The following is a 22,697-nucleotide window of genomic DNA, read 5'->3' as shown; positions in this document are numbered from 1 at the left end:
CAGTCTTAGCATCTCCAGCGACCGTCGGGGCACTTATTTTCGGGCGCAGAAGGGGTTTTCCCGTGTCCATATGGGATGGACGACGGAAATCCGCCACTTCCGGCCAAATACTATTTGTTGGGGTGCCCCCGTGGTCTACCCACCATCCATAGTGCCACGTCGGCGCGTCGATGCAAGACGCTAAATGACAGCTTCGCGACTCAACTCGTCGATATTTTGATTCGCTTCGTCGACGGGATCGCACACTTCACAGCGCGATCGCCCGCGTTTCCGCGGGGTTTGGCGCGCTGTGGCAAAAGAGGCACGGCGGCCCGAAAAAATTCGGGGGGTGACCACAACATCTGGTGGGCATTCAGCGGGCATAGAAAAAGGGCCCCGGAAACATCCGGGACCCTTTTGATCTCTATCCTGGCTTACGCGTCGCCGCCGCCGTTACCGGTGCCGCCGCCGCCCAGGAACTTCCAGAACCAACCCATGTCAGATCTCCTGTTGGCACTGCCCACGAAGAACAGTTAACGCAGCATATACCTTAATCGATATGGTAAAGCGAGTCTTAACCTTAACAATTACGGCCATTTTGGCGGCTAGGCGGTGCGGCTTTGCGGGGTGGCGGCGAGGCTGTTGACCAGCTCGGAAAATAGTTGCGGCTTTCCAAGCAGATATCCCTGACCGATATCGCACCCCAATTGTTCGAGCAGGGCCAAAGTCGGTGCATCTTCAATGCCTTCGGCCACCGCGACGGCGCCCAGGCGATGCGCAAGTTCGATCGTCGATTTGACGACCTCGAGGTTGCGCTGCGAATCGCGCATCGTCATCACGAATCGCTTGTCGATCTTGATCTCGTCGGCTTCGATCTCGGTCAGATATTCGAGGTTCGACTGGCCGGTGCCATAATCGTCGATCGACAGGCGGATGCCGGCACGGCGGAACTGCGCGAGCGTCTGGCGCGCCTCGCGGCTGTTTTCGATCTGCGCGGTTTCGGTGACCTCGATCGTGAGCAGTTCGGGCGGCAGATGATGCGCGTTGAGCATGACGCGGATCGTGCCGACAAGGTCGCGATGGTCGAGCAAGGTCGCCGACAGGTTCACCGACATATGCGCCGATATGCCCCGCTCGCGCAGCTGCGCCGCCGAGCGGATCGCCTGATCCATCACGAACAGGGTGAGGCGATAGATGTCCTGGCTCTTTTCGGCCTGGACGATGAACTCGTCGGGCGGGATCGGCCCGCGCGTCGGGTGCGTCCAGCGCACCAGCGCCTCGATCCCGACGAGCCGCTTCGACGCGATCTCATATTGCGGCTGGAAGGCGACCCAGATGTCGCCGCCGGTGAGCGCATCCTCGAGCTGCGAGTGGAAGGAGAGCTGCCAGCCGGCATCCTCCTTTTCGCGCGGCGTATATTTGGTCCACAGCGAGCGCGTGCGAATCGACTGTTCGGCGGCGACGAGCGCGGCGGCGAGGCGCTGCGCGTTCGACCCCTCGAACTCGTCGTTGACCCCGAAAGCTATCGCGACGTCGACGCGGAGCTCGCCGATCGTCAGCGGCGCGTTGAACAACGCGGCGAGCCCCGCGAGCTGCCCCTCGATCTGGCTGTGCTGATAATAAGGGACGAGCCACGCGAAAGTGCCGTCGAGGTCGTGGTGCAGCACGGTGCCCTGCGAGGCGAGTTGCAGGCGGCGGGTGACCTGTTCGACGAGCTGGCCGATGCCGTCGCCCGGGATGAAGGCGGCGAGATCCTCGAAATTGACGACCTTCGCGGCGACGACGGTCGCGCTGCCGAAGGGCGTTTGCGAGCGCAGCGCCTCGAAATTGGGAAGTCCCGACACCGGATTTTCGCGCTGTGCCGAGTCGCGGCGACGGGTGCGCGACACATTGGCGCTGAGCGTTGCGATCAGGAAGCAGGCGGCGCCGATCTGGGTCGACACGAGCGAAAGGCTGAGCGCCACCTTGGCGGCGATCAGGGCGAGCGTCATCGCGAAGGCGATGCGAACGAACCAGCGGCCGTGGCGAAAAGCCAGCGACGCCATCATCGCCACGAACGTCAGCGCAAGCCCGGGCAGGAAGCCGAGATCGATGGGAGTGCCACGCTTCAACGCTTCACCGGCGATCAGGTGAATATAGGCGCCCGCCATGGTGTCATGGCCGGGCAGGAAATGCTGGTCGAACGCCGCCGAATTTGTCGGCGCGAAAATGACGTCTTTACCGCGAAGTTCCTTGGCGCCCACGCGGCCCGTGAGCAGGTCGACCGCACTATATTCCTTTATGGTCGAAGTGTCGTAGGAATAATCGAGCTGAAACACCGACGGCTTGTCGAGCGGACGGTTGGCAAGCAGCGCGGCGAAGCTGGGCAGGACGCGGCCGTCGACCGACACCGCAAGCGGCACCCGCCAGACTTGCCAAAATTCATACTCCCAACAGATACAGGCGCGTTTTGCCCGATCCCCCATCGAGGCGGGAGGCCAATAGTCGACCTTGACCTCGGTGCCTTGTATTTTGGCCGCGGGAACCGCGAGGATGATCCGGTCCCCCATCTGATGCACGGCCGCGGCGACCTTTAGCAGATCGGGGTCGGTCAGCCGACGCCGATAGGAAAAGTCAACGAATAGGCGCTTTGCGCCGGCAGCGTTGATAGCGCGGATGATTTTTGCGTGATTGGCAACGGTGAGCTCCTGATTCTGGAGCGATTGCAGCGTCTTGTCATCGACGCCGACGACGACGGTTTCGCCCGATACCGGGCGCCACGCGACGCGGCCGATCGACGCCTCGATGACGCGGTCGACGGGCTCGCCGACCGACGACAGGCCGACGACGACGCTGAGCAGCAGCGACAGGCCGATCGTGCGCCAGCTGATAATCAGACTCTTTACCGGAATGGGCACGCACGTCTCCAGCAATTGCCGGAACGTCCTAGCCGCCGATGGTTAGCATCGCGTTAATTATGAATCTTTCCGCGCCCTCCGGCAGGTCGCCGGAGGGCGCGGAAATCCTGATGTTTCAGGCGATCGCGGGAACGGGCGCGAGCGCTGCGTCGCCGGCGAGCGCGGACGCCGCGAGGCCGGTCGCCGCGGGCACGATCTGCTGGAGGTAGAAGCGCGTCGAGACGAGCTTCGCCTGGAGGAAGGCGGCGTCGCCTTTGCCCGATGCCAGCGCGGCCTCTGCCACCTTGTGCTGCGTCGCCATCAGCCAGCCGCAGGTCGCGGTCGACAGCATGGTGAGATAGGGATAGCTGCCCGCGAGCCGGTCGGCGATGCTCGCGGTTTCGAGCCAGCCGGTAACGTGGCGGCACGCCTCGGCGAGTTGCGCCAATTCGGGGAAATCGGCGGCGCCGCGCGCGATATCGTCGATCAGCGAGCGTATGCCGTCGCCGCCCGCCATGCCGAGCTTGCGCCCGACGAGGTCGGCGGCCTGGATGCCGTTGGTGCCCTCGTAGATCGGGGCGATGCGCGCATCGCGATAATGCTGCGCGGCGCCGGTTTCCTCGATGAAGCCCATGCCCCCGTGAACCTGCACGCCGATGCTCGCGACCTCGCAGCCGATGTCGGTCGCGTGCGCCTTGGCGAGCGGGATGAGCACCTCGGCGCGCAGCGCGGCGGCTTCGTCGCCGAGCTTGCCGAAATCGGTTTGCGCCGACGCGTAATAGATCAGCGCGCGCGCGGCCTCGGTCTGCGCGCGCATCCGCCAGAGCATCCGCTTGACGTCGGGGTGGTGCTCGATCGTCACCGGGGTACGGTCCGCCGCGCCGGCGAGCGACGACTGGACGCGCTCGGCGGCGTAGCGCTGCGCCTGTTGCAACGCGCGCTCGGCGATCTGGACGCCCTGGCAGCCGACCATCAGCCGCGCGTTGTTCATCATCACGAACATCGCTTTCATGCCGCCCATCTCGCCGCCGACGATCTCGCCGAGGCAATCCTCGCCGTCGCCATAGACCATCACCGCGGTCGGTGAGCCGTGGATGCCGAGCTTGTGCTCGATCGAGGCGCAGTGGACGCCGTTGCTGATCGTCGGATTGCCGTCCGCGTCGAGGCGATATTTGGGGACGAGGAAAAGCGAGATGCCGCGCGTCCCCTCGGGCGCGCCGGGGGTGCGCGCGAGGACGAGGTGGACGATATTGTCGGTGAGGTCATGCTCGCCGAAGGTGATGAAGATCTTTTGCCCCTTGATCCGGTACAGGCCGGCATGCTCGCCCTCGGTGACCTTCTCGGCGGTCGAGCGGAGCGCGCCGACGTCGCTGCCCGCGGCGGGCTCGGTCAGGTTCATCGTGCCGTTCCATTCGCCGGTGACGAGCTTGGGCAGCCAGGTCTGGCGCTGCGCCTCGGTGCCATAGGCCATCAGCGCGTGGATCGCGCCGGGGGTCAGGATGCTGCAGAGGGTGAAGCCCATATTGGCGGTGCCGAGCGCCTCGATCACCACGGTCGCGAGGGTGAAGGGCAGGTCCTGCCCGCCATAGTCGCCGGGGCCGTCGATGCTGCCCCAGCCCGCCTCGACGAACTGCTTGTAGGCGTCCTTGAAACCCGGGGGCATCGTGACCTTGCCGTCCTGCCATTTCGGGTTGTGCGTATCGCCGACGCGGTTGAGCGGCGCGTAGACGTCGGCGGCGAACTCGCCGATGCCGGTGACGATCGCCTCGACCATGTCGGGGGTCGCGGCGGCATATTTGTCGTGGGCGGCCATCGCGTCGATGCGCGCGATATGGTCGAGGACGAACATCTGTTCGGTGACGGGCGGCGTATAAGTCATGCGGTGCCGACTTTCCTGATGAATATCGTTGCGCGGGCGCTATAGCGCGGCATGGCCGACGATCAAACGCCGATGACCACCCTTATCTGTCCCTTCGGCCCAGAGGCAATCGCGCGCGCCGGGGGGCTGATCGGGGAGGGGATGCCCGTCGCGGTGCCGACCGAGACCGTCTATGGCCTTGCCGCCGACGCGCGCAACGCAGAGGCGGTCGCGCGCATCTATGCCGCGAAGGGACGGCCCGATTTCAACCCGCTGATCGTCCATGCCCCGAGCCTTGCGGTCGCCGCGACGCTGGGGGTGTTCGGAGATGTGGAGCGCAAGCTGGCCGAGGCCTTCTGGCCGGGGCCGCTGACGCTCGTCGTGCCGCGCACGCACGACTGCCCGGTCGCGCGTATCGCGACGGCGGGGCTCGACACGATGGCGATCCGGGTGCCCGCGCACCGCGCGATGCGCGCGCTTCTCGAGGCGACGGGGGCGCCGCTCGCGGCGCCGAGCGCCAACGCGAGCGGGGGTGTCAGCCCTACGAAAGCCGCGCATGTCCTGACGAGCCTTGGCGGGCGGATCGCGCTGGTGATCGATGACGGGCCGACGAGCGCGGGCGTGGAGTCGACGATCGCGCGGGTGAAGGATGGGGCGATCGAGATCCTGCGGCCGGGGCCGGTGACGGCGGCAATGCTCGGCGAGGCGAGCGGCGTGCCGGTGACGGGCGCGACGGGATCGAAGATCGTCGCGCCGGGGATGCTCGCGAGTCACTATGCGCCGGGGAAGCCGGTGCGGCTGGGCGCGGAGGATTTCGCGGCGGGCGAGTACGCGATCGGGTTCGGCGATCTTTCGGGCGATTATAATCTGAGCGCGGCGGGCGATCTGACCGAGGCGGCGGCGCGATTGTTCGATGCGCTTCATGCGGGGGCGGCGAGCGCGAAGACGCGGATCGCGGTGGCGGCGATTCCGGGCGAGGGGCTGGGCGCGGCGATCAACGACCGGCTGGCGCGCGCGGCGGTCTAAGTCCCCCTCCCGCTTGCGCGAGGGGCTAGGGGAGGGCCTGTTTCGCCAACGCCCGACATCGACATGCCCTCCCCCGACCGCTGCCATAAATGGGAGGGGAGATCAGGCGGCGGCGGGCTCGACGGGATCGCCGTGCGGGGTCTTGCGCGCGACGATCAGGCAGGCCACGACGATCAGCAGCGCGCCGGCGATCGTCGGCCAGGTGACGGGCTCGTTGTAGAAGATCCAGCCGAACAGCATCGCCCAGAGGAAGCCCGTATATTCGGTGGTCGCCAGAATCTGCGCTTCGGCGCGGGCATAGCCCCAGCTCAACAGCAGCAGCGAGACCGTCGCGAGAATCGCGGCGCCGGTGATCGCGGGCGCGTGGTCGATGCCGGGGACGACCGCGAACCACGGCGCGCCGAAGGCGAGGAAGAGCGTCACGAAGAAATTCTGGAAGAAGGCGATCTCCATCGGCTCGGCCATCTTCGCCTGCCGCCGCGCGAGGATGAGATTATAGGCGTAGAAGATAGCCGAGAGGAACACCGCGCCGACCGCGAGCAGCGCTTCTTCGCTATAGGAGCCTTGCCCCAGCTTGCCCGCGACGATGATGACGACGCCGGTGAGCCCCAGCATCGACGCGGCGATCGAACGCGGGCCGATCGTCTCGCCGAGGAAGATCGCGGCCATGTAGAGCGTCATCAGCGGCGCGACGAAGGCGAGCGCGATCGCCTCCGCCATCGGCAGACGGGCGAGCGCCCAGAAGAAGGTGATCGCCATCCCCGCGACGAACAGCGCGCGCCACGCATGGATGCGCATCGTCGTCCGGTCGGGGAGCGCAGGACGCATCGCGAGATAGGCAAGGCCGCTGAGCAGGGTGCCGGCGCCGGTCCGCCACAGCACGGCGTTGTAGGCGCCGATATCGATCGACAGCCGCTTCATCAGCACGTCCATCGCCGAAAAGGTCGCGATGCCCGCGCAGGCGACGAGGAAGGGCAGGACGGGGGAAGCCGAATCGGGACGCATGGTAGGCCTTTACGAGGCGATTGGATTTGAATGAAGCAGGCCTTGCTCCCGCCTGCGCGGGAACATGTGAGTTTCTATACGCGCGCTGTCCCTAGTCTATCCCGTCGGTCCGCCGGATGAAGTCGCCGACGTCGCGGTGCATCTCGGCCAGCAGCGGCACATTGACATAGATCATGTGGCCGGCGGGATAATATTGATAGGCGATGTTCGCCTGCAGTTCCTTCGGGACCGGCAGATGCTGCAGTTCGAACCGGCCCGCATAATAGGGCGTCGACACGTCGAAATAGCCGCCGGTCACGAGCAGCTTCATCTTCGGATTCTGCTTCATCGCGACGGCGAGGTCGGGAAGGACGTTGGGCAGCGCGATCAGCGCGCGGCCGGCGCCGGGCGGCTGGTGCCTGTAGTCCCAGCTTTCATAGACATCGAGCGCGCCCTCATAATGCTGGCCCGCGCCATAGCCGAGCGTGCCGCGCGCATAGTCGTTGAACGCCGCGGTATAGGCGGCGCCGATCGCCGCGCCCTGCGGGTCGTTCGAGGCGACCTTCGAGAGCGGGTCGAGCGTGATGCCGGTGAAGCGCGTGTCGAGCGTGCCGGTGGTCAGCCCCTTGTCGGCGAGCAGTTCCTTTTGCAGCGCGCCATATTCGATGCGGAGATTGGTCCTGAGCAGATAAGCGACCGGCAGGCCGGTGTAGGCGTGGAGCCGCGCCGCGATTGCCTCGCGCTCTCCGTCGGGGAGGCTGTTCCCCTTCATCAGCGCGAGAGCATAGTCGGTCGTCGCGAACGTCTCGACCTCGCGGAGGAAGGGCTGGAGTTCGCGTCCCGCGCCCGCGCGCTTGTGATACCAGGCGGTCGCGGCATAGGTCGGGAGCGCGACGACATAAGGCAGATCGACGCCCGGATTGACCTGCGGATCGTCGGGCAGGAGATCCCAGTTCAATATGTCGGAGAGCAGGATCACGCCGTTGAGATCGATGTCCTGTTTCTGCAGCGCCAAGGTCATCCCGGCGGCGCGCATCGTGCCGTAGCTTTCGCCGAAGATATATTTGGGCGATTTCCAGCGGCCATATTTCGACAGGAAGTCGCGGACGAAGACGGTGAAGGCGTGGATGTCCTGGTCGACGCCATACCACGCCTTTTCCTTATCCTTGCCCGCGACGCGGCTGAAGCCGGTGCCGGGCGCGTCGACGAAGACGAGGTCGGAAGCGTCGAGCAGGCTGTAGGCGTTGGGAATTGTGCGATAGGGCGCGGAGCCGTGGACCAGATCGGGCGTTTCGACGCGCATCGGCCCGAAGGCGCCCATGTGCAGCCACAATGTCGGCGAGCCGGGGCCGCCGTTGAAGAGGAAGGTGATCGGGCGGTTCTCGGCGGGCGCGCCGTCCTTGAAATAGGCGGTGTAGAACATCGAGGCTTCGGATGCGGGGACGTCGCCGCCGGCATCCTTGTCGCGCCTGCGCTCGGCGGGGAGGGTGTCGGTCCAGCCCTTCGGGTGGACGATGAGCGTTCCCGCGACGGCCTGATACGCAATCGCGGTGCCGCCCACCGTGACCGAACCCGACGAGCGGACTTCGGTCGGCGTGAAATAAGGCTGGTCGGCGGGTGCGGCTTCGGACGCGGGGCGCGGTTCTTTCGACTGCGCGGTGGCGCAGCCGGCGAGGGCGAGGGCAAGGGTGGCGGCTGTGACGAACTTCATTTGATCGATCTCATCTGCATTGGTCCGTCATTGCGAGCGGAGCGAGGCAATCCGGGGTGGCTTGTGCTGCTCTGGATTGCCACGCGGCTTCGCCGCTCGCAATGACGAGCGTTACCGGAACGAGGCCTGTCCGGCGCCGTCGATGTTGAGCTTTTGCCCCGAGCAATAGGGGTTCGCCTCGCTTACGAACCAGACGACGGCGGCGGCGACATCGTCGGGGGTGGGGACGCGGCCGAAGGGGAATTTGGTGTCGAGGTGATGGATGTCGTCGTTGCCGGTGATCGCGCGCGCGAGGCGTTCGCCCATGTCGCTGACCGTCAGCGACGGTGCGACGATGTTGACGCGCACGCCGTTCTTCACCTCCTCCTTCGCGAGCGTGAGCGCGAGCGCTTCGCCCGCGGCCTTCGCCATATTGTAGGGCGCGCCGTTCGCGGCGTGGTGGAGCGTCGCGATGCTCGAGATGATGACGATGTCGCTGCGGTCGTGCTGGCGGAGTTGCGGCAGCGCGAGGCGCGACAGGCGATGCGCGCCGACGGCGTGGATCGCGAGCAATTTCTCGACCTCGGCGGCGTCGGTATCGGCGACGCTCCGGCCGCGGCTGGCGATACCCGCATTGTTGACGAGGATCGACAGCGGGCCGAAGTCGGCCTCGATCGCGGCCACCATCGCGGCGCTGGCCTCCTCTTCGGCGACCGAGGCCTGATAGGCCTTCGTCTTGCGGCCGAGCGCCTGAATCTCCGCGACGGTTTCGGCGGCGGCGTCGCCGTCGCGCGTGTAGTTGACCGCGATATCCGCCCCCGCCTTCGCGAGCGCCAGCGCGATGCCGCGCCCGATCCCGCGCGAGGCGCCGGTGACGAGCGCGGTGCGGCCCGCGAGGTTCATGTCGGTCATCGCTCTCTCCCTATCGCATCAATTCTGCATAGATTTCGTCGTCGCTGCGGCTCGCGGCGTTGCGCCATCGGGGTGCGGCCTTGCGGTTGAGCACGCGGCCTTCGGTATCGAGGATCGCGACGGTCGGCGTTCCCCTGATCCGGAAGCCGAACCGCCGCGGCACATCGGGGTTGCGGCCGAGGCCGCCGACGTGCGGCATGCCGATGTCGGCATAGACGATCGCGTAGCGGTCGCGGACGGGAGCGAAACGGTCGGTCGCGAGCAGGTTCGCGAGCCAGGCGCTGTCGTGGCATTCGTTGGCGCCCATGACGAGCAGGACAGGCTTGCCGGAGAGCCTGGAGTTCGCCAGTGCGTCGTCGATCTGCGCGATCGGGTCGGCGGCGCGATTGAAGGCCTCCGTCTTATAGGGATCGATGACGCCGGGGATCGTGCGCGTTTCGGCCGCCGATCCCGCCCCGAGGGGGAGCATCGCGGCTGCGAAGGCGAAAGCGATGTTGCGCATCATGGCGCGACGATAGGTTTCGGATGACGTTTCCGTCAACGTAAGATAGCCTCCCTTCCATGAGCTGGGAAAAAGAAGTGGGCGAGCTCGGACAGCGCCGGGCGATGGCCGAGAAGATGGGTGGGGAAGAAAAGGTCGCGCGGCAGCATAGTCGCGGCAAGATGGACGCGCGGGCGCGGCTCGCGGGTATCGTCGATCCGGGCAGCTTTCGCGAGATCGGCAAGATCGCAGGGCGCGGGCGCTATGGCGCAGACGGCGAACTCGAAGATCTGGCGGCGTCGAATTTCATCTTCGGGCGCGCGAATATCGAGGGGCGGCCGGTCGTTGCCAGCGCCGACGATTTCACCGTGCGCGGCGGCGCGGCCGATGCAGCGCTGCACCGGAAATTCGTTCAGTGCGAGGCGATGGCGCATGAATATCGCCTGCCGCTGATCCGCATGATCGACGGCACCGGCGGCGGCGGCTCGGTGAAGACGCTCGAGGATATGGGCTATACCTACATCCCGCATGTTCCCGGCTGGGACCAGATCATCGCCAATCTCGACACCGTACCGGTGGTCGCGCTCGCGCTCGGACCGACCGCGGGGCTGGGCGCAGCGCGCGTCGTTGCGAGCCATTACAGCGTGATGGTGCGCGGGTTGTCGCAGCTCTTCGCGGCGGGGCCGGCGGTCGCGGCCGCGATCGGCGATACGCTCGACCGCGAGGAGCTGGGCGGCAGCGATGTGCATACGCGCAACGGCGTCGTCGACGACGAGGTGGCGAGCGAGGCCGATGCCTTTGCGGCGGCGCGGCGCTTTCTGTCGTACCTGCCGTCGTCGATCCATGATCGGGCGCAGCGCACGCCGTGCAGCGATCCGGTCGACCGGCGCGAGGAGAGCCTGCTGTCGGTCGTGCCGCGCGAGGCAAAGCAGGTCTATTCGATGCGGCGCATCGCGAATGCGGTGTTCGATACGGGCAGTTTCTTCGAGATGGGCGCGCGTTGGGGGCGGGCCGCCATCACGGCGTTCGCGCGGCTCGACGGCTATCCGGTTGCGGTGCTCGCGAGCGACCCGTCGTACCTCGGCGGATCGTGGGACGCGAAGACGAGCGAGAAAGCCGAGCGCTTCGTGAAGCTCGCCGACCAGTTCCGGCTGCCGATCGTCCATCTGGTCGACAATCCGGGCTTCATGATCGGCGGCGAGGCCGAGCGGACGGGGACGATCCGCTATGGCGTGCAGGCGATGAACGCGATCTACCGCGCGACGGTGCCGCTGGCTTCCGTGGTGGTGCGGCGCGCCTATGGCATTGCGGGCAGCGCGATGTCGAACGCCGAACGCTTCCAGTATCGTTTCGCCTGGCCGTCGGGCGACTGGGGCAGCCTGCCGATCGAGGGCGGGGTCGAGGTCGCGTACAAGAGCGAGCTCGAGGCCGCCGAGGATCCGGCGGCGCATCTGGAGGCGATCCGCGAGCGGCTCAATCGCGTGCGCTCGCCGTTCCGGACGGCGGAAAAATTCGGGGTCGAGGACATCATCGACCCGCGCGATACGCGGCCGCTGCTTTGCGAATTTGCGGAATTGGCGTGGCGGGTGGTGCGGTAATGACGGGATGGGAAGGCAGCGCATGAAATCCACGCGCCATTACGGCATGGACTGGCTGCGGATCGGGGCGTTCGCGCTGCTCATCCTCTATCATATCGGCATGTATTTCGTGCCGTGGCATTGGCATGTGAAGATCGATCCGACGATCGACTGGGTTGCGATCCCGATGCTGGCGACGAATGGCTGGCGGCTGGCGCTGCTGTTTCTCGTGTCGGGCTATGCCAGCGCGTCGCTTTCGGGAAAGCTCGGCGGGGCGGGGGCATTCGCCCGGTCGCGGAGTGCGCGGCTGCTGATCCCGCTCGCCTTCGGTATCGTCTTCGTCATTCCGCCGCAGCCATGGATCGAACTGGCGGGGCAGCATGGCTATCCGAACGGCTTTGTGCATTTCTGGCTGCACGATTATTTCCGGTTCGGTGCGCTCGACGGGATCATCCTGCCGACCTGGCAGCATCTGTGGTTCGTCGTCTATCTGTGGGCCTATACGATGCTCGCCGCATTGCTGCTGGCGCTCGTCCCGGGCGAGACGCGCGCGAGGGTCGCCGATGCCGGCGCGCGGCTGCTGCGCGGCTGGGGGTTGCTGATCGTCCCGATGCTTTGGTGGCTCGCGGTTTATGGTGCCTTTCCTCACCATGACGAGACCCACGCTTTGCTCGACGACGGGCCGTCGCATCTCCATTATCTGATGGCGTTCGGGGTCGGCTGGTTGCTGCGCGTTCGGCCGGTGCTGTTCGACAGCGTGGCGCGCTGCTGGCCGGTCGCGGCGGTGCTGGCGGTGCTTGCCTTCGTTCCGATCGCATGGGTCGAATGGACCTGGCCCGGCGATACGATCGCGCCCGACTGGGTTTTTCCGCCCTATCATGCCGCGCGGCAGGTGCAGGGCTGGGCGACGATCGTCGCGATGGTCGGGATTGCCGACCGTTTCTGGAACCGCGATCATCCGAAGCGCGCGATGCTCGCCGAGGCGGTGTTCCCCTTTTACATCATCCACCAGACGATCATCGTCGTCGCGGGCTGGTACCTGCTGCACGCCGGGGTCGCGGCGCTGCCGTCTTTCCTGATCCTGCTGGCGGCAACGGTGACCGGATGCTGGCTTTTCTATGCGATCGGGCGCAGCATCGGATGGCTGCGGCCGCTGATCGGATTGCAGCGGAGACAAGAAGGCAGATAGGGGAGGGACTGATGGGCGCACTCAAGGGTATCATGGCGATCGTCGGGATCGCGGCGATTTTGGTCGGTGGGCTGTGGATATTGCAGGGGCTGGACATCGTGCGCTGGCCGGCGAGCAGCTTCATGCTCGGCGATCCGACCTGGACGCGCAATGGGGCGGTGCTGGCGGTGGTCGGCGCCATGCTCGTCTGGTTCGCGCGGCGCCGTCCGTAGTCGACTACAAATGTAGTTGATCTGTATTGCAACTCTGATACACCTCGCGCCGAACCGGGAGTGGATTGGAGACAGAGATGATTCGTTCCTCGCGCCTTTTGCCCGGCCTGTTGATGGCTGCCGCGATGATTGCAGTGCCCGCGATCGCACCGCCGACGGCGTTTGCGGCCGACGAAGCGGCCGCTGAAAGCATCGGCGATGCGGTGGCGGAGAAATATGCCGCGCTGCTCGAACGCGACTATGTCTATCCCGAGACGGGGAAACGCTATGCCGCGGCGCTGCGCGCGGGGATCAAGGCCGGTCGCTACCGGACGCTGACCGGCGAGGCGCTGGGCGCGGCGATCGACGCCGATGTGAATGGGGTCGCGCCCGACGGCCATTTGCGGCTGCGCGTTCCCGAAGGCGCGGCGGCGGCGCCGGCCGCTTCCGGTGCTGCGGCGCCGACGACTCCGCGCCCGCGCAAGCCGCCGGTCGAGCAGGCGGGCTGGATCGCGCCGGGGATCGCCTTCATCCGCTTCAACCTGTTTCCCGACGATGCGGCGGTGACCGAGGCGGCGGCGAAATTCATGGCCGACCATGCCGATGCCAAGGCGATCATCTTCGATATCCGCAGTCACAATGGCGGCGGGCTCGAGCAGATGGACGTGATCTTTCCTTGGCTGTTCGCCGAGCCGACGCGGCTGGTGACAATGGCGACGCGCGCCTCGGTCGACGCCGAGGGCGGATCGCCGATCGACGGTGTCGCTTCGCTGCGCCTTGTGAAGGGCGACCCCGGCATGGTTGCGCGCGAGCATTGGGCGACGCCGAATGGCGACAAGAGGCTGCACAAGGCCAAGGTCTATGTGCTGACCTCGGGCGCGAGCGGATCGGCGGCCGAGCATTTCGCGCTGGCGATGAAGCACACGCATCGCGGCATCCTGGTCGGCGCGCCGACCGCGGGCGCCAATCATTTCGGGCGCGGCGAGGAATTGGGCGGCGGCTATGCGGCTTTTATCCCGGTCGGGCGCACCTATGACCCCGCGACCGGCAAGGATTGGGAAGGCGACGGCGTGCAGCCCGACATCGCGGTGCCGCCCGCCGACGCGCTGGTCCGGGCGCTGACCGACCTCGGCGTCGCGCCGGCGGAGGCGAAGACGCTGTCCGACGCGCATAGGCCGGCGTGGCCGATGGAGCGGCGGAAACCGCGCGGGGCGCGCTGACCGCCGCTCCGCCGCCGCGCTATTTCTCGAGCGAGAAGCTGGTCGAGGAGAGGAATTTCCAGCCCCCGCCGCTGCGCACCAGCGTCTCGACGATCGCTTCCTTGCCCCAGTCGGGCTTGTCGGTGCCGCGCTGTGCGACGATGGTGAGCGCATAGGTCACGACCGCCGTGTTGCCGCTGAGCGAGATCGACTGCGGCGCCAGTTCATATTGCAGCACCTTGCCCTGCGAGTTCTGGAACTTGGTCCAGCGGACGGTCGCGTCCTTGCCGCGCGGGGCGGCGAATTCGGCCGACCAGGTGACCATTTGAGGATCGGCATATTCGGCGGGCCATTTGCCGTTCTGCGCGACATCGTCGACCCAGCTTTGCTGGACGAATTTCCACACTTCGCCCTGTTCGGCGGACCAGGTGGGCATCTGGGCGTGCGCCTGCGACGCCGCGCCCATGAGCAGGAGGGCCGCCGAAGCGGCAAGCAATTTGATGGTCATGCGATTTCCCCGTCGTTGCCGGTCCCCGTATCGGGTGACCGAATCGTTCGCAAAAAAGCGCGAACTGCCCGCGGCCCGGCGGCAGGGAAGCATGATTTGGATGGGCAGGCAAATGTCGGCGGTGAGTGACTGGAATCGCAGGATTTCGGGGCGCCGCCGATCGTCTCGTGCGCGCGCGACGCCGCCCGTCGTTCGCCCATCCGTCGGCTTCGCATGTGTGTTGATCGAATAATACAGTAGCCGGCCGCACGATTCATCTAGACCGGCGGTGCATCCAATCGCCGCGTTGCTCGCGTCTAGCCGATGTCCAATCGACTCTCAGGGAGGTTCCTATGCCGATATCGCCATCACTCCGCCGCCGGTCGGCTTTTCTGGCCGCCTGCAGTCTCGCGCTCGGTGCCGTCGTCGCCTTGCCTGCGATGTCGGGCGTGGCGGGAGCGGCCATTTTCCGGCCCGACCGCCCGGCCAGCGACATTGCGCAGGACGCGCTGCGCAAGCCGGCGATGATGATGAAATTCACGGGCGTCCGGCGCGGCCAGACGGTCGTCGAAATCCTGCCGGGCGCCGGCTATTTCACCCGCGTCTTTTCGAACGCCGTCGGGCCGACCGGCAAGGTCTATGCCGCCGCGTCGCGCGAGTCGGACGAACTCAAGGCGCTCGTTCGCGAACCCGGGCGCCAGAACATCGTCCTGCACGTCGGGTCGCTTGCCGAGATCGCGCCCGCCGGTTCGGCGAACCTGGTGTGGACGTCGCGCAACTATCACGACCTCAAGGGATCGAAAGCACCCGCGGATGCGGCGGCAACGGTCAACAAGGCGGCCTTCGCCGCGCTGAAGCCCGGCGGCTATTATGTCGTGCTCGACCATAGCGCGGTCGCCGGATCGGGCTTTCGCGACGTCGACACGCTGCACCGCGCCGATGCGGACGCGGTGAAGGCCGAAGTGTTACAGGCGGGCTTCGTCTTCGATTCCGAAAGCAAGCTGCTCGCGAACCCCGGCGACGACCGGAGCAAGCCGGTGTTCGATCCGGCGATCCAGGGCAAGACCGATCAGTTCGTCCTGCGGTTCCGCAAACCGAAATAAGCGCGGTCAGGCTGCGCTGGCGGCAAGACCGGTCAGCGCCGCCCCGTCGACGCGCATCACCGTCCATTCGTCCATCAGCTTCGCGCCGAGGCTTTGGTAGAAGCCGATCGACGGGGTGTTCCAGTCGAGCACCGACCATTCGAGGCGCGCGCAATCGCGTGTCACGCAGAGCGTCGCGAGATGCGCGAGCAGCGCCTTGCCGAGCCCCGATCCGCGCGCGCCGGGGCGCACGAACAGATCCTCGAGATAGATGCCGGGGCGCCCCTCGAAGGTCGAGAAATTGTGGAAGAAAAGCGCGAAGCCCTGCGGCTGCCCGTCGATCTCGCCGATGATCACCTCGGCATAGGGGCGCGGGCCGAAGAGTTTTGCGCCGAGCTTCGCCTCGTCGAAGCGGACCTCGTGCGCGAGCTTTTCATAGTCGGCGAGGTCGCGGATGAACTGCGCGATCAGCGGCAGGTCGGCGGGCGTGGCGGAGCGGATCGAGAGGGTCATGCCGCTGCTCTGTCGGGCGGCGGCGCGGCTGTCAAATACGCTTTCGCCCGCGCAGGATGAGCAGCGCGGCGATAACGAGCCCCGGCTGGCCGAGTACGGCGGGCGCGTCGGCCCAGAAGGTCGCGGGGCCGCAGATGCCGGCGGCGACCTCATAGAGATGGAGCAGGCCGTGCAGCGCCAGCCACAGCCCGCCGACGACCGCAGCGCGCCAGCGGAGGACCGGGTTCGCGGCAGCGTAGAGCAGGATCAGCCCCGACCCCGCATAGGCGAGGCCGATGTCGCGGATGAAATGGGCGTTCGGCGGACCGGTGGTGACGACGGTGGGGATGAAGACATACCAGTCGAGCGGCTTTGCCACCATGAAGAGGCCGTTGGCGACCGCCGTGATGGCGGCGATCAGGAACAGCAGTTGGACCAGCCGGTCGAGCGCGTCGAATTTTTCGGGCATGTGAGCCTCCCCCCGCGATGTTTTCGGCGATGCTAGAAGGTGCCGTCGGTGTTTCAAAGGCGATGTTGCGGTGGGGTGTCGGGTTTCGGGCGAGAGATGGCATTTGCGACCGTTCGGGATGCGATGGCAGGAGTCGACCGGAGGCTGGCCTATCGTTCATCGTCACCCCGGACTTGATCCGGGGCCCACGACTTCGGCGCTGCAATGGATCCCGGATCAAGTCCGGGATGACGAAGGTCTGGAATCCTCCCCAAACCCGCCGTAGGTGCATACCAAGGCCAACACGGCGCTTCGGCGGAGTGCGGATCGCCAACTCGGCGGCGCTTTGTCTCAACACGGCTTGACGCTATCGGTGAACCGTGCAATTTCATCGACGAGTTGAAGTAGCTGGAGCGAAACCCCCATGCCTCAAGCGTCTCAATCCCCCCAAAGCGTATCGGTTCCCCCCATTCCCCCCGCCCGCGGCGGCGGCGAGCGCAGCCCCGGCGTCAAGCTCGTGATCGCGGTGCTGATCGCGGTCGCGCTGATGGTGCCCTTGCTGATGGTCTATGGCCTGCTCTGGGATCGCCAGCAGCAGGCCGAGACCGCGCAGGCGTCGATCGGGCAGGGCTGGGGCGGCCAGCAGACGATCGGCGGCCCGGTGATCGTGATCCCGTACCGCGCCACCGAAACGCAGACCGTGCAGGAAAATGGCCGCGACGTGACGCGGACAGTCAACACGATCCGGAATCTCTACCTGTCGCCGCAGGCGAACAAGGCCGACGTCGCAATCAAGCCCGAGAAGCGCAAGAAGGCGATCTACGAGACCGTCGTCTATGAAAGCCAGATCGCGGGGAGCGCCGATTTCGTGCTGCCCGCCGATATCGCGCGCTATGGCGTGACGCGCGAGGCGCTGATGCTCGACCGCGCCGAGGTACGCCTCGGCGTCAGCGACGCGCGCGGGCTGGTCGACGGCAACAGCCTCGCGGTGAATGGCACGCCCGTGCCGCTGCAGCCGGGCAAGGGGCTCGCCTCGACGGGCAATTCGGGCACCTTCGCCTTCGTCGACTGGACCGCGGGCGCGCCGCTCAAGGTCGATTACAGGATCGGCGTGCGCGGTCTCGGCGATTTCAAGCTGATCCCGCGCGGCGTCGACACGCGCTGGACGGTCAAGTCGAGCTGGCCGAACCCGAGCTTCGGCGGTGATTTCCTCCCCGCGAAGCGCAGCGTGACGGCGAGCGGCTTCACCGCGACCTATGCGATCCCGAACCTCGCATTGGGTCAGGCGCAGGTGCTGACGGGCGACCTGTCGCCGCCGGTCGCAACCAATTACGGTACGCGTGATGCCTATGCCGTCGCGGTGTCGGCGCCCGCCGCGAACGATGGCAGCGGCACGATGGAGACCTCGGGCGGCACGGCGAAGGCGATCGCGATCAGCCTGATCGAACCCGTCGACCTGTACAGCCAGGTCGACCGCAGCATCAAATATGGCTTCCTGTTCATCGGCTTCACCTTCGTCGCCTTCCTGATGTTCGACATCATCGCGGGCGCGCGGGTTGCGGCGGCCGAATATCTGCTGACCGGGGTCGCGTTGGTGCTGTTCTTCGTGCTGCTGCTGGCGTTTGCCGAGGTGATTGGGTTCACCCCCGCCTATATGCTCGCGTCGGCGGGGATCATCGGGCTGCTGACCTTCTACAGCGCGGCGGTGCTGAAAAGCTGGAAGCGCGCGCGCTTCCTCGCGGCGATGCTGATCGGGCTTTATGCGCTGCTCTATGTGCTCCTCAACCTCGAAGCATACTCGTTGCTGATCGGGTCGGTGCTGATGTTCTTCGCGCTCGCGGGCGTGATGTACATGACGCGAAACATCGACTGGGGCGGGCTGGGCAAGAAGGAGGAGGTTGCGGCGGCCGCGGGCGCTTAGCAGAAAGCCGTGCGTCCCCGCGAAGGCGGGGACCCATCTCCGGCCGGCTCCAAATGTCACCCGCAGGTGATGGGCCCCCGCCTTCGCGGGGGCACACGGCTTTTTGGTCCGTTACCGCCAGCGCAGATTGTGGGGGCCGAGATCCGCGAGGGTCTTGGCCCCCATCAGTTTCATGCCGCGCTCGATCTCGGCGCGGAGCAGGCCGACCGCGCGGCCGACGCCGTCCTCGCCTGCCGCGGCGAGTGCGTAGAGATAGAGGCGGCCGCCCGAGCAGGCTTTCGCGCCGACCGACAGCGCCTTCAGCACATGCGTGCCGCGCGTGATGCCGCCGTCGCAGATCACCTCCAGCTTGTCGCCGACCGCGTCGACGATCTCGGCGAGGGCGTCGAAGGGCGTGATGCTGCCGTCGAGCTGGCGCCCGCCGTGGTTCGAGACCATGATCGCGGTCGCGCCGATATCGACCGCGCGCTTCGCATCCTCGACCGCGGCGATGCCCTTCAGGCAGAAGGGGCCGTTCCACTGCTTGCGGATCGCCTCGGCGCGCTTCCAGTCGAGGCTCTGGTCGAGCATCGAGGTGAAATATTCGGCGACCGATTTGGGCACGCTCGACCCTTCCGAAACGTGCGTTGCCAGATTGGGCAGGCTGAACTTCTCGCGCAGCATGTAATTGAGCCCCCAACCGGGCTTGATCGCATAGCTCAGCATGTTGCGCGCGGTGAAGCGCGGCGGCGAGGTGAAGCCCGAGCGGAGGCAGCGTTCACGGTTGCCCCCGACGATCGTGTCGACGGTGAGCGCGACCGCGTCGAACTTCGCGTCGCGCGCGGCGTCGAGCATCGCCTTGTTGAGCCCGTCGTCGTGGTGGACGTAAAGCTGGAACAGCTTGGGGCCATCGGTGAGCGCGCCCGCTTCGGCGAGGCTGATGGTGGCGAGGCTGGAGATACCCGCGACGGTGCCGGCGTTCGCTGCGGCGCGCAGCACGGCGCGTTCGCCCTGCCAGTGGAACAGGCGCTGGAGCGCGGTCGGCGAGAGGAAGAGCGGCATCGCCATCTCGCGCCCGAACAGCGTGGTCCGCATATCGATGCTCTCGACCCCGGCAAGGACGCGCGGAACGAGGTCGCAGCGGTCGAAGGCGTCGCGGTTGCGGCGGCGCGTCACCTCGTCGTCGGCGGCGCCATCGATATAGTCGAACACCGGCCAGGGCAGGCGGCGCTTCGCGAGCGCGCGGAAATCGTCGATATTGTGGCAGTCGGTGAGTTTCATGCTTGCCCTATATTCCCGTCATTGCGAGCGCAGCGAAGCAATCCAGAGCGGTTTGCGCAACTCTGGATTGCTTCGCTGCGCTCGCAATGACGAAATTAATAGACCGTCCGCGCCGCAACCGTGCCCTTGGTCGCATAGCTGAAGCGCGGTTCGACCGGCAGCGCGGGGTCGAGGATATGCGCGGCGACACGCTTGCCCACCGCGGGTCCGTTCTTGAACCCGTGACCCGACCCGCCGCCGACCAGCCATATGCGGTCCTGTCCGGGCAACCGGTCGATCATATAGTCGCCGTTCGAACTATTCTCATACTGGCAGACGCGCGCACCGATTAGCGGCGCGTCGGTGAGGCCGGGGAAGCGCTGCGCGAGATAGGCGCGCGCCTCGGCGATGCCCGCGGGGGTCGGGGCGCGGTCCTGCGTGTCGGGGTCGACGACGGGGCCATGGACGTCGATCGCGATCTTGAACCCCGCGCCCTCGATGTCGGGGATGCCATAGACGATGCGGCCATTGTTGAAGTCGGCCCAGACGGGCAGCTCGGCCGGGGTGAAGCGCGTGTCGCCCTGCGGCGCGCCGAAATGATAGACCTCCTGCCGCGTCGCGACGATCTTGCCGCCGAGCTGTTGCGGGAAGAGTTCGGCGAGCCAGGGGCCAGCGCAATAGACGAGATGGTCGGCGGTGCCGCCGTCGGGCAGGCGGTGCTTCCTGATCTTCTTGGCGATCAGCGGCGCGGGCATGACGACGCGCTCGACCTCGACCTGCGCGTCGGCGATGACTTCCTGCACGCCGCGCCCGGCGATCAGCGCGCCGCCATCCTTTTCGAGGATGCCGGTCTCGCCCTGGTAAAACTGGATCTGGCGCCATTTGTCCTGCAGCCAGCGCACGTCGCCATGCTCATGATCGACGCGGTTCGCCTTGAACCAGTCGAGCGATTGCCGCGTGTAGCTGTCGCCCTGCGGCGCGAACCAGAGGACGCCGGTGTTGTGGAAGATCGGCAGGCTCGCGGTGTCGGACAGGTCTTTCCAGTACGGAAGCGACTCCTTCGCCATGTCCGAGTAAATGGTGTCGGCGCCATAGCCCATGCGAATGACGCGGCTCTCGCCCCCCGACGAGGCGCGCCAGTGGCCCGCGCCATAGGCGTCGAACAGCCGGACCGACTTGCCCGCGCGGACGAGGTGCCACGCGGTCCACGCGCCGAATACGCCCGCGCCGATGATCGCAACGTCGACATGCTGGACCTTCGGGCGCGCGGGTTTGCGCTTTTTCGGCTTGCGCTCCTTGCGCTCGGCGGCGGCTACCGTGGTCGCGACTGGCAGCGCAACCATCCCGGTCAGCAGAGCCCGACGCGACGGCACGTCACCTGCCAACGGTCGCACCCTCGCTCTTCTTGTAGTAGCGATAGCCGCCGATCCAGGTTTCGAGCGGGGTCATCTTGCGGATCTCGTCGGGGCTGGCGAGCAGCGGATCGGACTCGAGCATCACGAAGTCGGCGCGCATTCCGGGCATCAGCGTGCCGAGCCGGTCTTCGGCGAAGGCGGCATAAGCGGCGGTGCGCGTGAAGCCGTCGAGCGCGGTTTCGCGCGTCACCGTCTCCTCGGGGCGCCAGCCGCCAACGGGCTGGCCCGCGGCGTCGGTGCGCGAAATCGCGGCGGCGATGCCGGGGAAGGGGTTGGCGCTCTCGACCGGCACGTCGGAGCCGAAGGCAAGGCGGACGCCGGCCTTTTCCATGCTGCGCCACGCATAGGCGCCCTTCAGCCGGTCGGGGCCGAGGCGGGCTTCGGCCATCAGCCGGTCGCTGGTCTGGTGCACGGGTTGCATCGACGCAATGACCTTGAGCTCGGCGAATTTCGGAATGTCGAGCGGGTCGACGATCTGGGCATGTTCGATGCGCCAGCGGCGTTCGCCGGGCAGGTCGGCGGTGAGGTCGGCGATAGCGCTCAACGCCTCGGCATTGGCGGCGTCGCCGATCGCGTGGATCGCGACCTGGAACTTGTCCATCGAGGCGCGCACCATCTTGTTGCGGAGCTGCGCGGGGGAGAGCAAAGGCAGGCCCTTCTGGCCGGGCGCGTCGCTGTACGGCGCCTTCAGCCACGCACCGCGCGAGCCGAGCGCGCCGTCGAGATAGAGCTTCACCCCGACCATGCGCAGCTTGTCGTCGTAGAGCCACGGCGTCGGTTCGGACCCCGCGATGATTGCCATATTGTCGATGTCGCCACCGTAGGAGAGAATGCGCACCGCGAGCTGCTTCTTGTCCCCGGCGCGGCGGTACGCCTGCCATTCGGCGATCGTCGTGCCCATGTCGGCGATGCTCGTAATCCCCTGCGATATCAGCTTCTGCTGGGCGAGGAGGAAGGCGCGGTCGAGGTCGCGCGCCAGCGGCTTGGGCTTCGCGCCGTCGATCAGGCCCATCGCGGCGTCGACGAAGACACCCGAGGGTCTGCCGCCCGCCATTTCGATGCGGCCGCCCTCGGGAGCTTTGGTAGCGGCGGTAATCTTTGCGGCGGTCATGGCCGCCGTATTGGCCCAGCCGGCGTGGCCATCGACGCGTTCGAGCCAGACCGCGCGGTCGGGGACCGCGGCGTCGAGATCGGCGGCGGTCGGGAAACGGCCGAGACCCCATTTTTCCTGATTCCAGCCGAAGCCGATGATCCACGGCATTTCGGGATTTTCGGCGGCATATTTGCGGATCGCCGCCTGTGCCTCGGCGAGGCTGTTGGTGCCGCTGAGGTCGAGCAGCATCAACTGGAAGCCGAGGCCCATGACATGGCCGTGGGCGTCGATCAGGCCGGGGATCAAGGTGCGGCCCCTGCCGTCTTCCTTGAAATCGGGGCGTTCGGGGCGCTTGTCCTTGCGGTCGAGGAGCTGCTTGACCTTGCCGTCGCTGCCGATGACGAGGCCGGTGAAGCGGACGAGCTTCCCGTCCTTGTCGAGCGTGATGCCGTTGACATTATCGACGAGCGTGTCGGCGTGCGCGGGGGTTGAGATGGCCAGGGCGAGCAGGGCTAACAATCCCCTCCCACAAGCGGGAGGGGCAGTGAGACTTGCGAG

At 66.6% G+C, this 22,697-nt stretch carries 19 protein-coding genes; 7 read left to right on the top strand and 12 right to left on the bottom strand.

Annotation, left to right across the window (positions count from 1 at the left end; genetic code table 11):
• Positions 1–584: 584 nt before the first annotated feature.
• Both ATE64_RS18990 and ATE64_RS18985 read right to left on the bottom strand, forming a co-directional pair.
• Complete coding sequence (locus ATE64_RS18990) at positions 585–2,876, bottom strand: EAL domain-containing protein (protein ID WP_058457463.1); 2,292 nt, start codon at positions 2,874–2,876, stop codon at positions 585–587.
• 115 nt (positions 2,877–2,991) lie between these two features.
• Positions 2,992–4,734 (bottom strand): acyl-CoA dehydrogenase, encoded by a 1,743-nt coding sequence (locus ATE64_RS18985; protein WP_058457464.1) that lies wholly within the window; start codon positions 4,732–4,734, stop codon positions 2,992–2,994.
• A gap of 51 nt (positions 4,735–4,785) precedes the next feature.
• On the opposite strand from ATE64_RS18985, the gene ATE64_RS18980 reads away from it, so the two are divergent.
• Positions 4,786–5,739: an L-threonylcarbamoyladenylate synthase gene (locus tag ATE64_RS18980; RefSeq protein WP_231729178.1), complete on the top strand. Its 954-nt coding sequence runs from the start codon at positions 4,786–4,788 to the stop codon at positions 5,737–5,739.
• A 102-nt stretch (positions 5,740–5,841) separates the two neighbouring features.
• Here the strand turns inward: ATE64_RS18980 and ATE64_RS18975 are convergent, their stop codons facing one another.
• The 4 genes from ATE64_RS18975 to ATE64_RS18960 all read right to left on the bottom strand — a co-directional run bounded on the left by ATE64_RS18975 (position 5,842) and on the right by ATE64_RS18960 (position 9,866).
• On the bottom strand, positions 5,842–6,744 hold the full coding sequence (locus ATE64_RS18975; RefSeq protein ID WP_058457465.1) for a DMT family transporter: 903 nt from the start codon (positions 6,742–6,744) through the stop codon (positions 5,842–5,844).
• 91 nt (positions 6,745–6,835) lie between these two features.
• On the bottom strand, positions 6,836–8,434 hold the full coding sequence (locus ATE64_RS18970) for a peptidase S10 (RefSeq protein ID WP_058457466.1): 1,599 nt from the start codon (positions 8,432–8,434) through the stop codon (positions 6,836–6,838).
• A gap of 111 nt (positions 8,435–8,545) precedes the next feature.
• Positions 8,546–9,325 carry an SDR family oxidoreductase gene (locus tag ATE64_RS18965; RefSeq protein WP_058457467.1) on the bottom strand — a complete coding sequence of 260 codons (780 nt, stop codon included), beginning with the start codon at positions 9,323–9,325 and terminating at the stop codon, positions 8,546–8,548.
• Positions 9,326–9,335: 10 nt separating this feature from the next.
• On the bottom strand, positions 9,336–9,866 hold the full coding sequence (locus tag ATE64_RS18960) for a thioredoxin family protein (RefSeq protein ID WP_156418183.1): 531 nt from the start codon (positions 9,864–9,866) through the stop codon (positions 9,336–9,338).
• Between the two features lie 20 nt (positions 9,867–9,886).
• On the opposite strand from ATE64_RS18960, the gene ATE64_RS18955 reads away from it, so the two are divergent.
• The 4 genes from ATE64_RS18955 (at position 9,887) to ATE64_RS18940 (ending at position 13,983) form a co-directional block, all read left to right on the top strand.
• Positions 9,887–11,404, top strand: coding sequence for a carboxyl transferase domain-containing protein (locus ATE64_RS18955; RefSeq protein ID WP_058457469.1), 1,518 nt, complete (start codon positions 9,887–9,889; stop codon positions 11,402–11,404).
• 22 nt (positions 11,405–11,426) lie between these two features.
• Positions 11,427–12,572: an acyltransferase family protein gene (locus ATE64_RS18950; RefSeq protein ID WP_058457470.1), complete on the top strand. Its 1,146-nt coding sequence runs from the start codon at positions 11,427–11,429 to the stop codon at positions 12,570–12,572.
• Positions 12,573–12,583: 11 nt separating this feature from the next.
• Positions 12,584–12,784, top strand: coding sequence for a hypothetical protein (locus ATE64_RS18945; RefSeq protein WP_058457471.1), 201 nt, complete (start codon positions 12,584–12,586; stop codon positions 12,782–12,784).
• A 77-nt stretch (positions 12,785–12,861) separates the two neighbouring features.
• Positions 12,862–13,983: a S41 family peptidase gene (locus ATE64_RS18940; protein ID WP_058457472.1), complete on the top strand. Its 1,122-nt coding sequence runs from the start codon at positions 12,862–12,864 to the stop codon at positions 13,981–13,983.
• A gap of 19 nt (positions 13,984–14,002) precedes the next feature.
• Here the strand turns inward: ATE64_RS18940 and ATE64_RS18935 are convergent, their stop codons facing one another.
• Positions 14,003–14,470, bottom strand: a complete 468-nt coding sequence (locus ATE64_RS18935) for a nuclear transport factor 2 family protein (protein WP_058457473.1) — start codon at positions 14,468–14,470, stop codon at positions 14,003–14,005.
• Positions 14,471–14,802: 332 nt separating this feature from the next.
• Here ATE64_RS18935 and ATE64_RS18930 point away from each other — a divergent pair, with 332 nt between their 5' ends.
• The gene (locus tag ATE64_RS18930; RefSeq protein ID WP_082657833.1) at positions 14,803–15,552 is read left to right on the top strand and encodes a class I SAM-dependent methyltransferase; all 750 of its coding nucleotides are present in this window, start codon (positions 14,803–14,805) and stop codon (positions 15,550–15,552) included.
• Between the two features lie 6 nt (positions 15,553–15,558).
• Here ATE64_RS18930 and ATE64_RS18925 read toward each other — a convergent pair whose 3' ends face one another.
• Both ATE64_RS18925 and ATE64_RS18920 read right to left on the bottom strand, forming a co-directional pair.
• On the bottom strand, positions 15,559–16,044 hold the full coding sequence (locus ATE64_RS18925; protein WP_058457474.1) for a GNAT family N-acetyltransferase: 486 nt from the start codon (positions 16,042–16,044) through the stop codon (positions 15,559–15,561).
• Between the two features lie 31 nt (positions 16,045–16,075).
• Positions 16,076–16,492: a hypothetical protein gene (locus ATE64_RS18920; protein ID WP_058457475.1), complete on the bottom strand. Its 417-nt coding sequence runs from the start codon at positions 16,490–16,492 to the stop codon at positions 16,076–16,078.
• Positions 16,493–16,895: 403 nt separating this feature from the next.
• Here ATE64_RS18920 and creD point away from each other — a divergent pair, with 403 nt between their 5' ends.
• The gene (gene creD / locus ATE64_RS18915) at positions 16,896–18,392 is read left to right on the top strand and encodes a cell envelope integrity protein CreD (protein ID WP_082657834.1); all 1,497 of its coding nucleotides are present in this window, start codon (positions 16,896–16,898) and stop codon (positions 18,390–18,392) included.
• A 111-nt stretch (positions 18,393–18,503) separates the two neighbouring features.
• On the opposite strand, the gene ATE64_RS18910 is transcribed toward creD, so the two are convergent.
• The 3 genes from ATE64_RS18910 to ATE64_RS18900 all read right to left on the bottom strand — a co-directional run bounded on the left by ATE64_RS18910 (position 18,504) and on the right by ATE64_RS18900 (position 22,658).
• The gene (locus ATE64_RS18910; protein ID WP_058457476.1) at positions 18,504–19,652 is read right to left on the bottom strand and encodes an alpha-hydroxy acid oxidase; all 1,149 of its coding nucleotides are present in this window, start codon (positions 19,650–19,652) and stop codon (positions 18,504–18,506) included.
• Positions 19,653–19,747: 95 nt separating this feature from the next.
• Complete coding sequence (locus ATE64_RS18905; RefSeq protein ID WP_156417344.1) at positions 19,748–21,025, bottom strand: FAD-dependent oxidoreductase; 1,278 nt, start codon at positions 21,023–21,025, stop codon at positions 19,748–19,750.
• Positions 21,006–22,658: an amidohydrolase gene (locus ATE64_RS18900; protein ID WP_058457478.1), complete on the bottom strand. Its 1,653-nt coding sequence runs from the start codon at positions 22,656–22,658 to the stop codon at positions 21,006–21,008. Before ATE64_RS18900 ends, ATE64_RS18905 begins: the two co-directional genes overlap by 20 nt.
• Between the last annotated feature and the right edge of the window lie 39 nt (positions 22,659–22,697).

The sequence above is a fragment of the Sphingopyxis sp. H073 genome, from assembly GCF_001468395.1.
In the GTDB taxonomy this organism is placed as follows: Bacteria; Pseudomonadota; Alphaproteobacteria; order Sphingomonadales; family Sphingomonadaceae; genus Sphingopyxis.
This window is presented reverse-complemented; position numbering and strand designations above follow the sequence as displayed.

Bases quoted from the DNA above. Each gene is read 5' to 3' on its own strand.
- ATE64_RS18985 (WP_058457464.1), bottom strand. From the start codon at position 4,734: ATGACTTATACGCCGCCCGTCACCGAACAGATGTTCGTCCTCGACCAT.
- ATE64_RS18980 (WP_231729178.1), top strand. From the start codon at position 4,786: ATGGCCGACGATCAAACGCCGATGACCACCCTTATCTGTCCCTTCGGC.
- ATE64_RS18975 (WP_058457465.1), bottom strand. From the start codon at position 6,744: ATGCGTCCCGATTCGGCTTCCCCCGTCCTGCCCTTCCTCGTCGCCTGC.
- ATE64_RS18970 (WP_058457466.1), bottom strand. From the start codon at position 8,434: ATGAAGTTCGTCACAGCCGCCACCCTTGCCCTCGCCCTCGCCGGCTGC.
- ATE64_RS18965 (WP_058457467.1), bottom strand. From the start codon at position 9,325: ATGACCGACATGAACCTCGCGGGCCGCACCGCGCTCGTCACCGGCGCC.
- ATE64_RS18955 (WP_058457469.1), top strand. From the start codon at position 9,887: ATGAGCTGGGAAAAAGAAGTGGGCGAGCTCGGACAGCGCCGGGCGATG.
- ATE64_RS18950 (WP_058457470.1), top strand. From the start codon at position 11,427: ATGAAATCCACGCGCCATTACGGCATGGACTGGCTGCGGATCGGGGCG.
- ATE64_RS18945 (WP_058457471.1), top strand. From the start codon at position 12,584: ATGGGCGCACTCAAGGGTATCATGGCGATCGTCGGGATCGCGGCGATT.
- ATE64_RS18940 (WP_058457472.1), top strand. From the start codon at position 12,862: ATGATTCGTTCCTCGCGCCTTTTGCCCGGCCTGTTGATGGCTGCCGCG.
- ATE64_RS18935 (WP_058457473.1), bottom strand. From the start codon at position 14,470: ATGACCATCAAATTGCTTGCCGCTTCGGCGGCCCTCCTGCTCATGGGC.
- ATE64_RS18930 (WP_082657833.1), top strand. From the start codon at position 14,803: ATGCCGATATCGCCATCACTCCGCCGCCGGTCGGCTTTTCTGGCCGCC.
- ATE64_RS18925 (WP_058457474.1), bottom strand. From the start codon at position 16,044: ATGACCCTCTCGATCCGCTCCGCCACGCCCGCCGACCTGCCGCTGATC.
- ATE64_RS18920 (WP_058457475.1), bottom strand. From the start codon at position 16,492: ATGCCCGAAAAATTCGACGCGCTCGACCGGCTGGTCCAACTGCTGTTC.
- creD (WP_082657834.1), top strand. From the start codon at position 16,896: ATGCCTCAAGCGTCTCAATCCCCCCAAAGCGTATCGGTTCCCCCCATT.
- ATE64_RS18910 (WP_058457476.1), bottom strand. From the start codon at position 19,652: ATGAAACTCACCGACTGCCACAATATCGACGATTTCCGCGCGCTCGCG.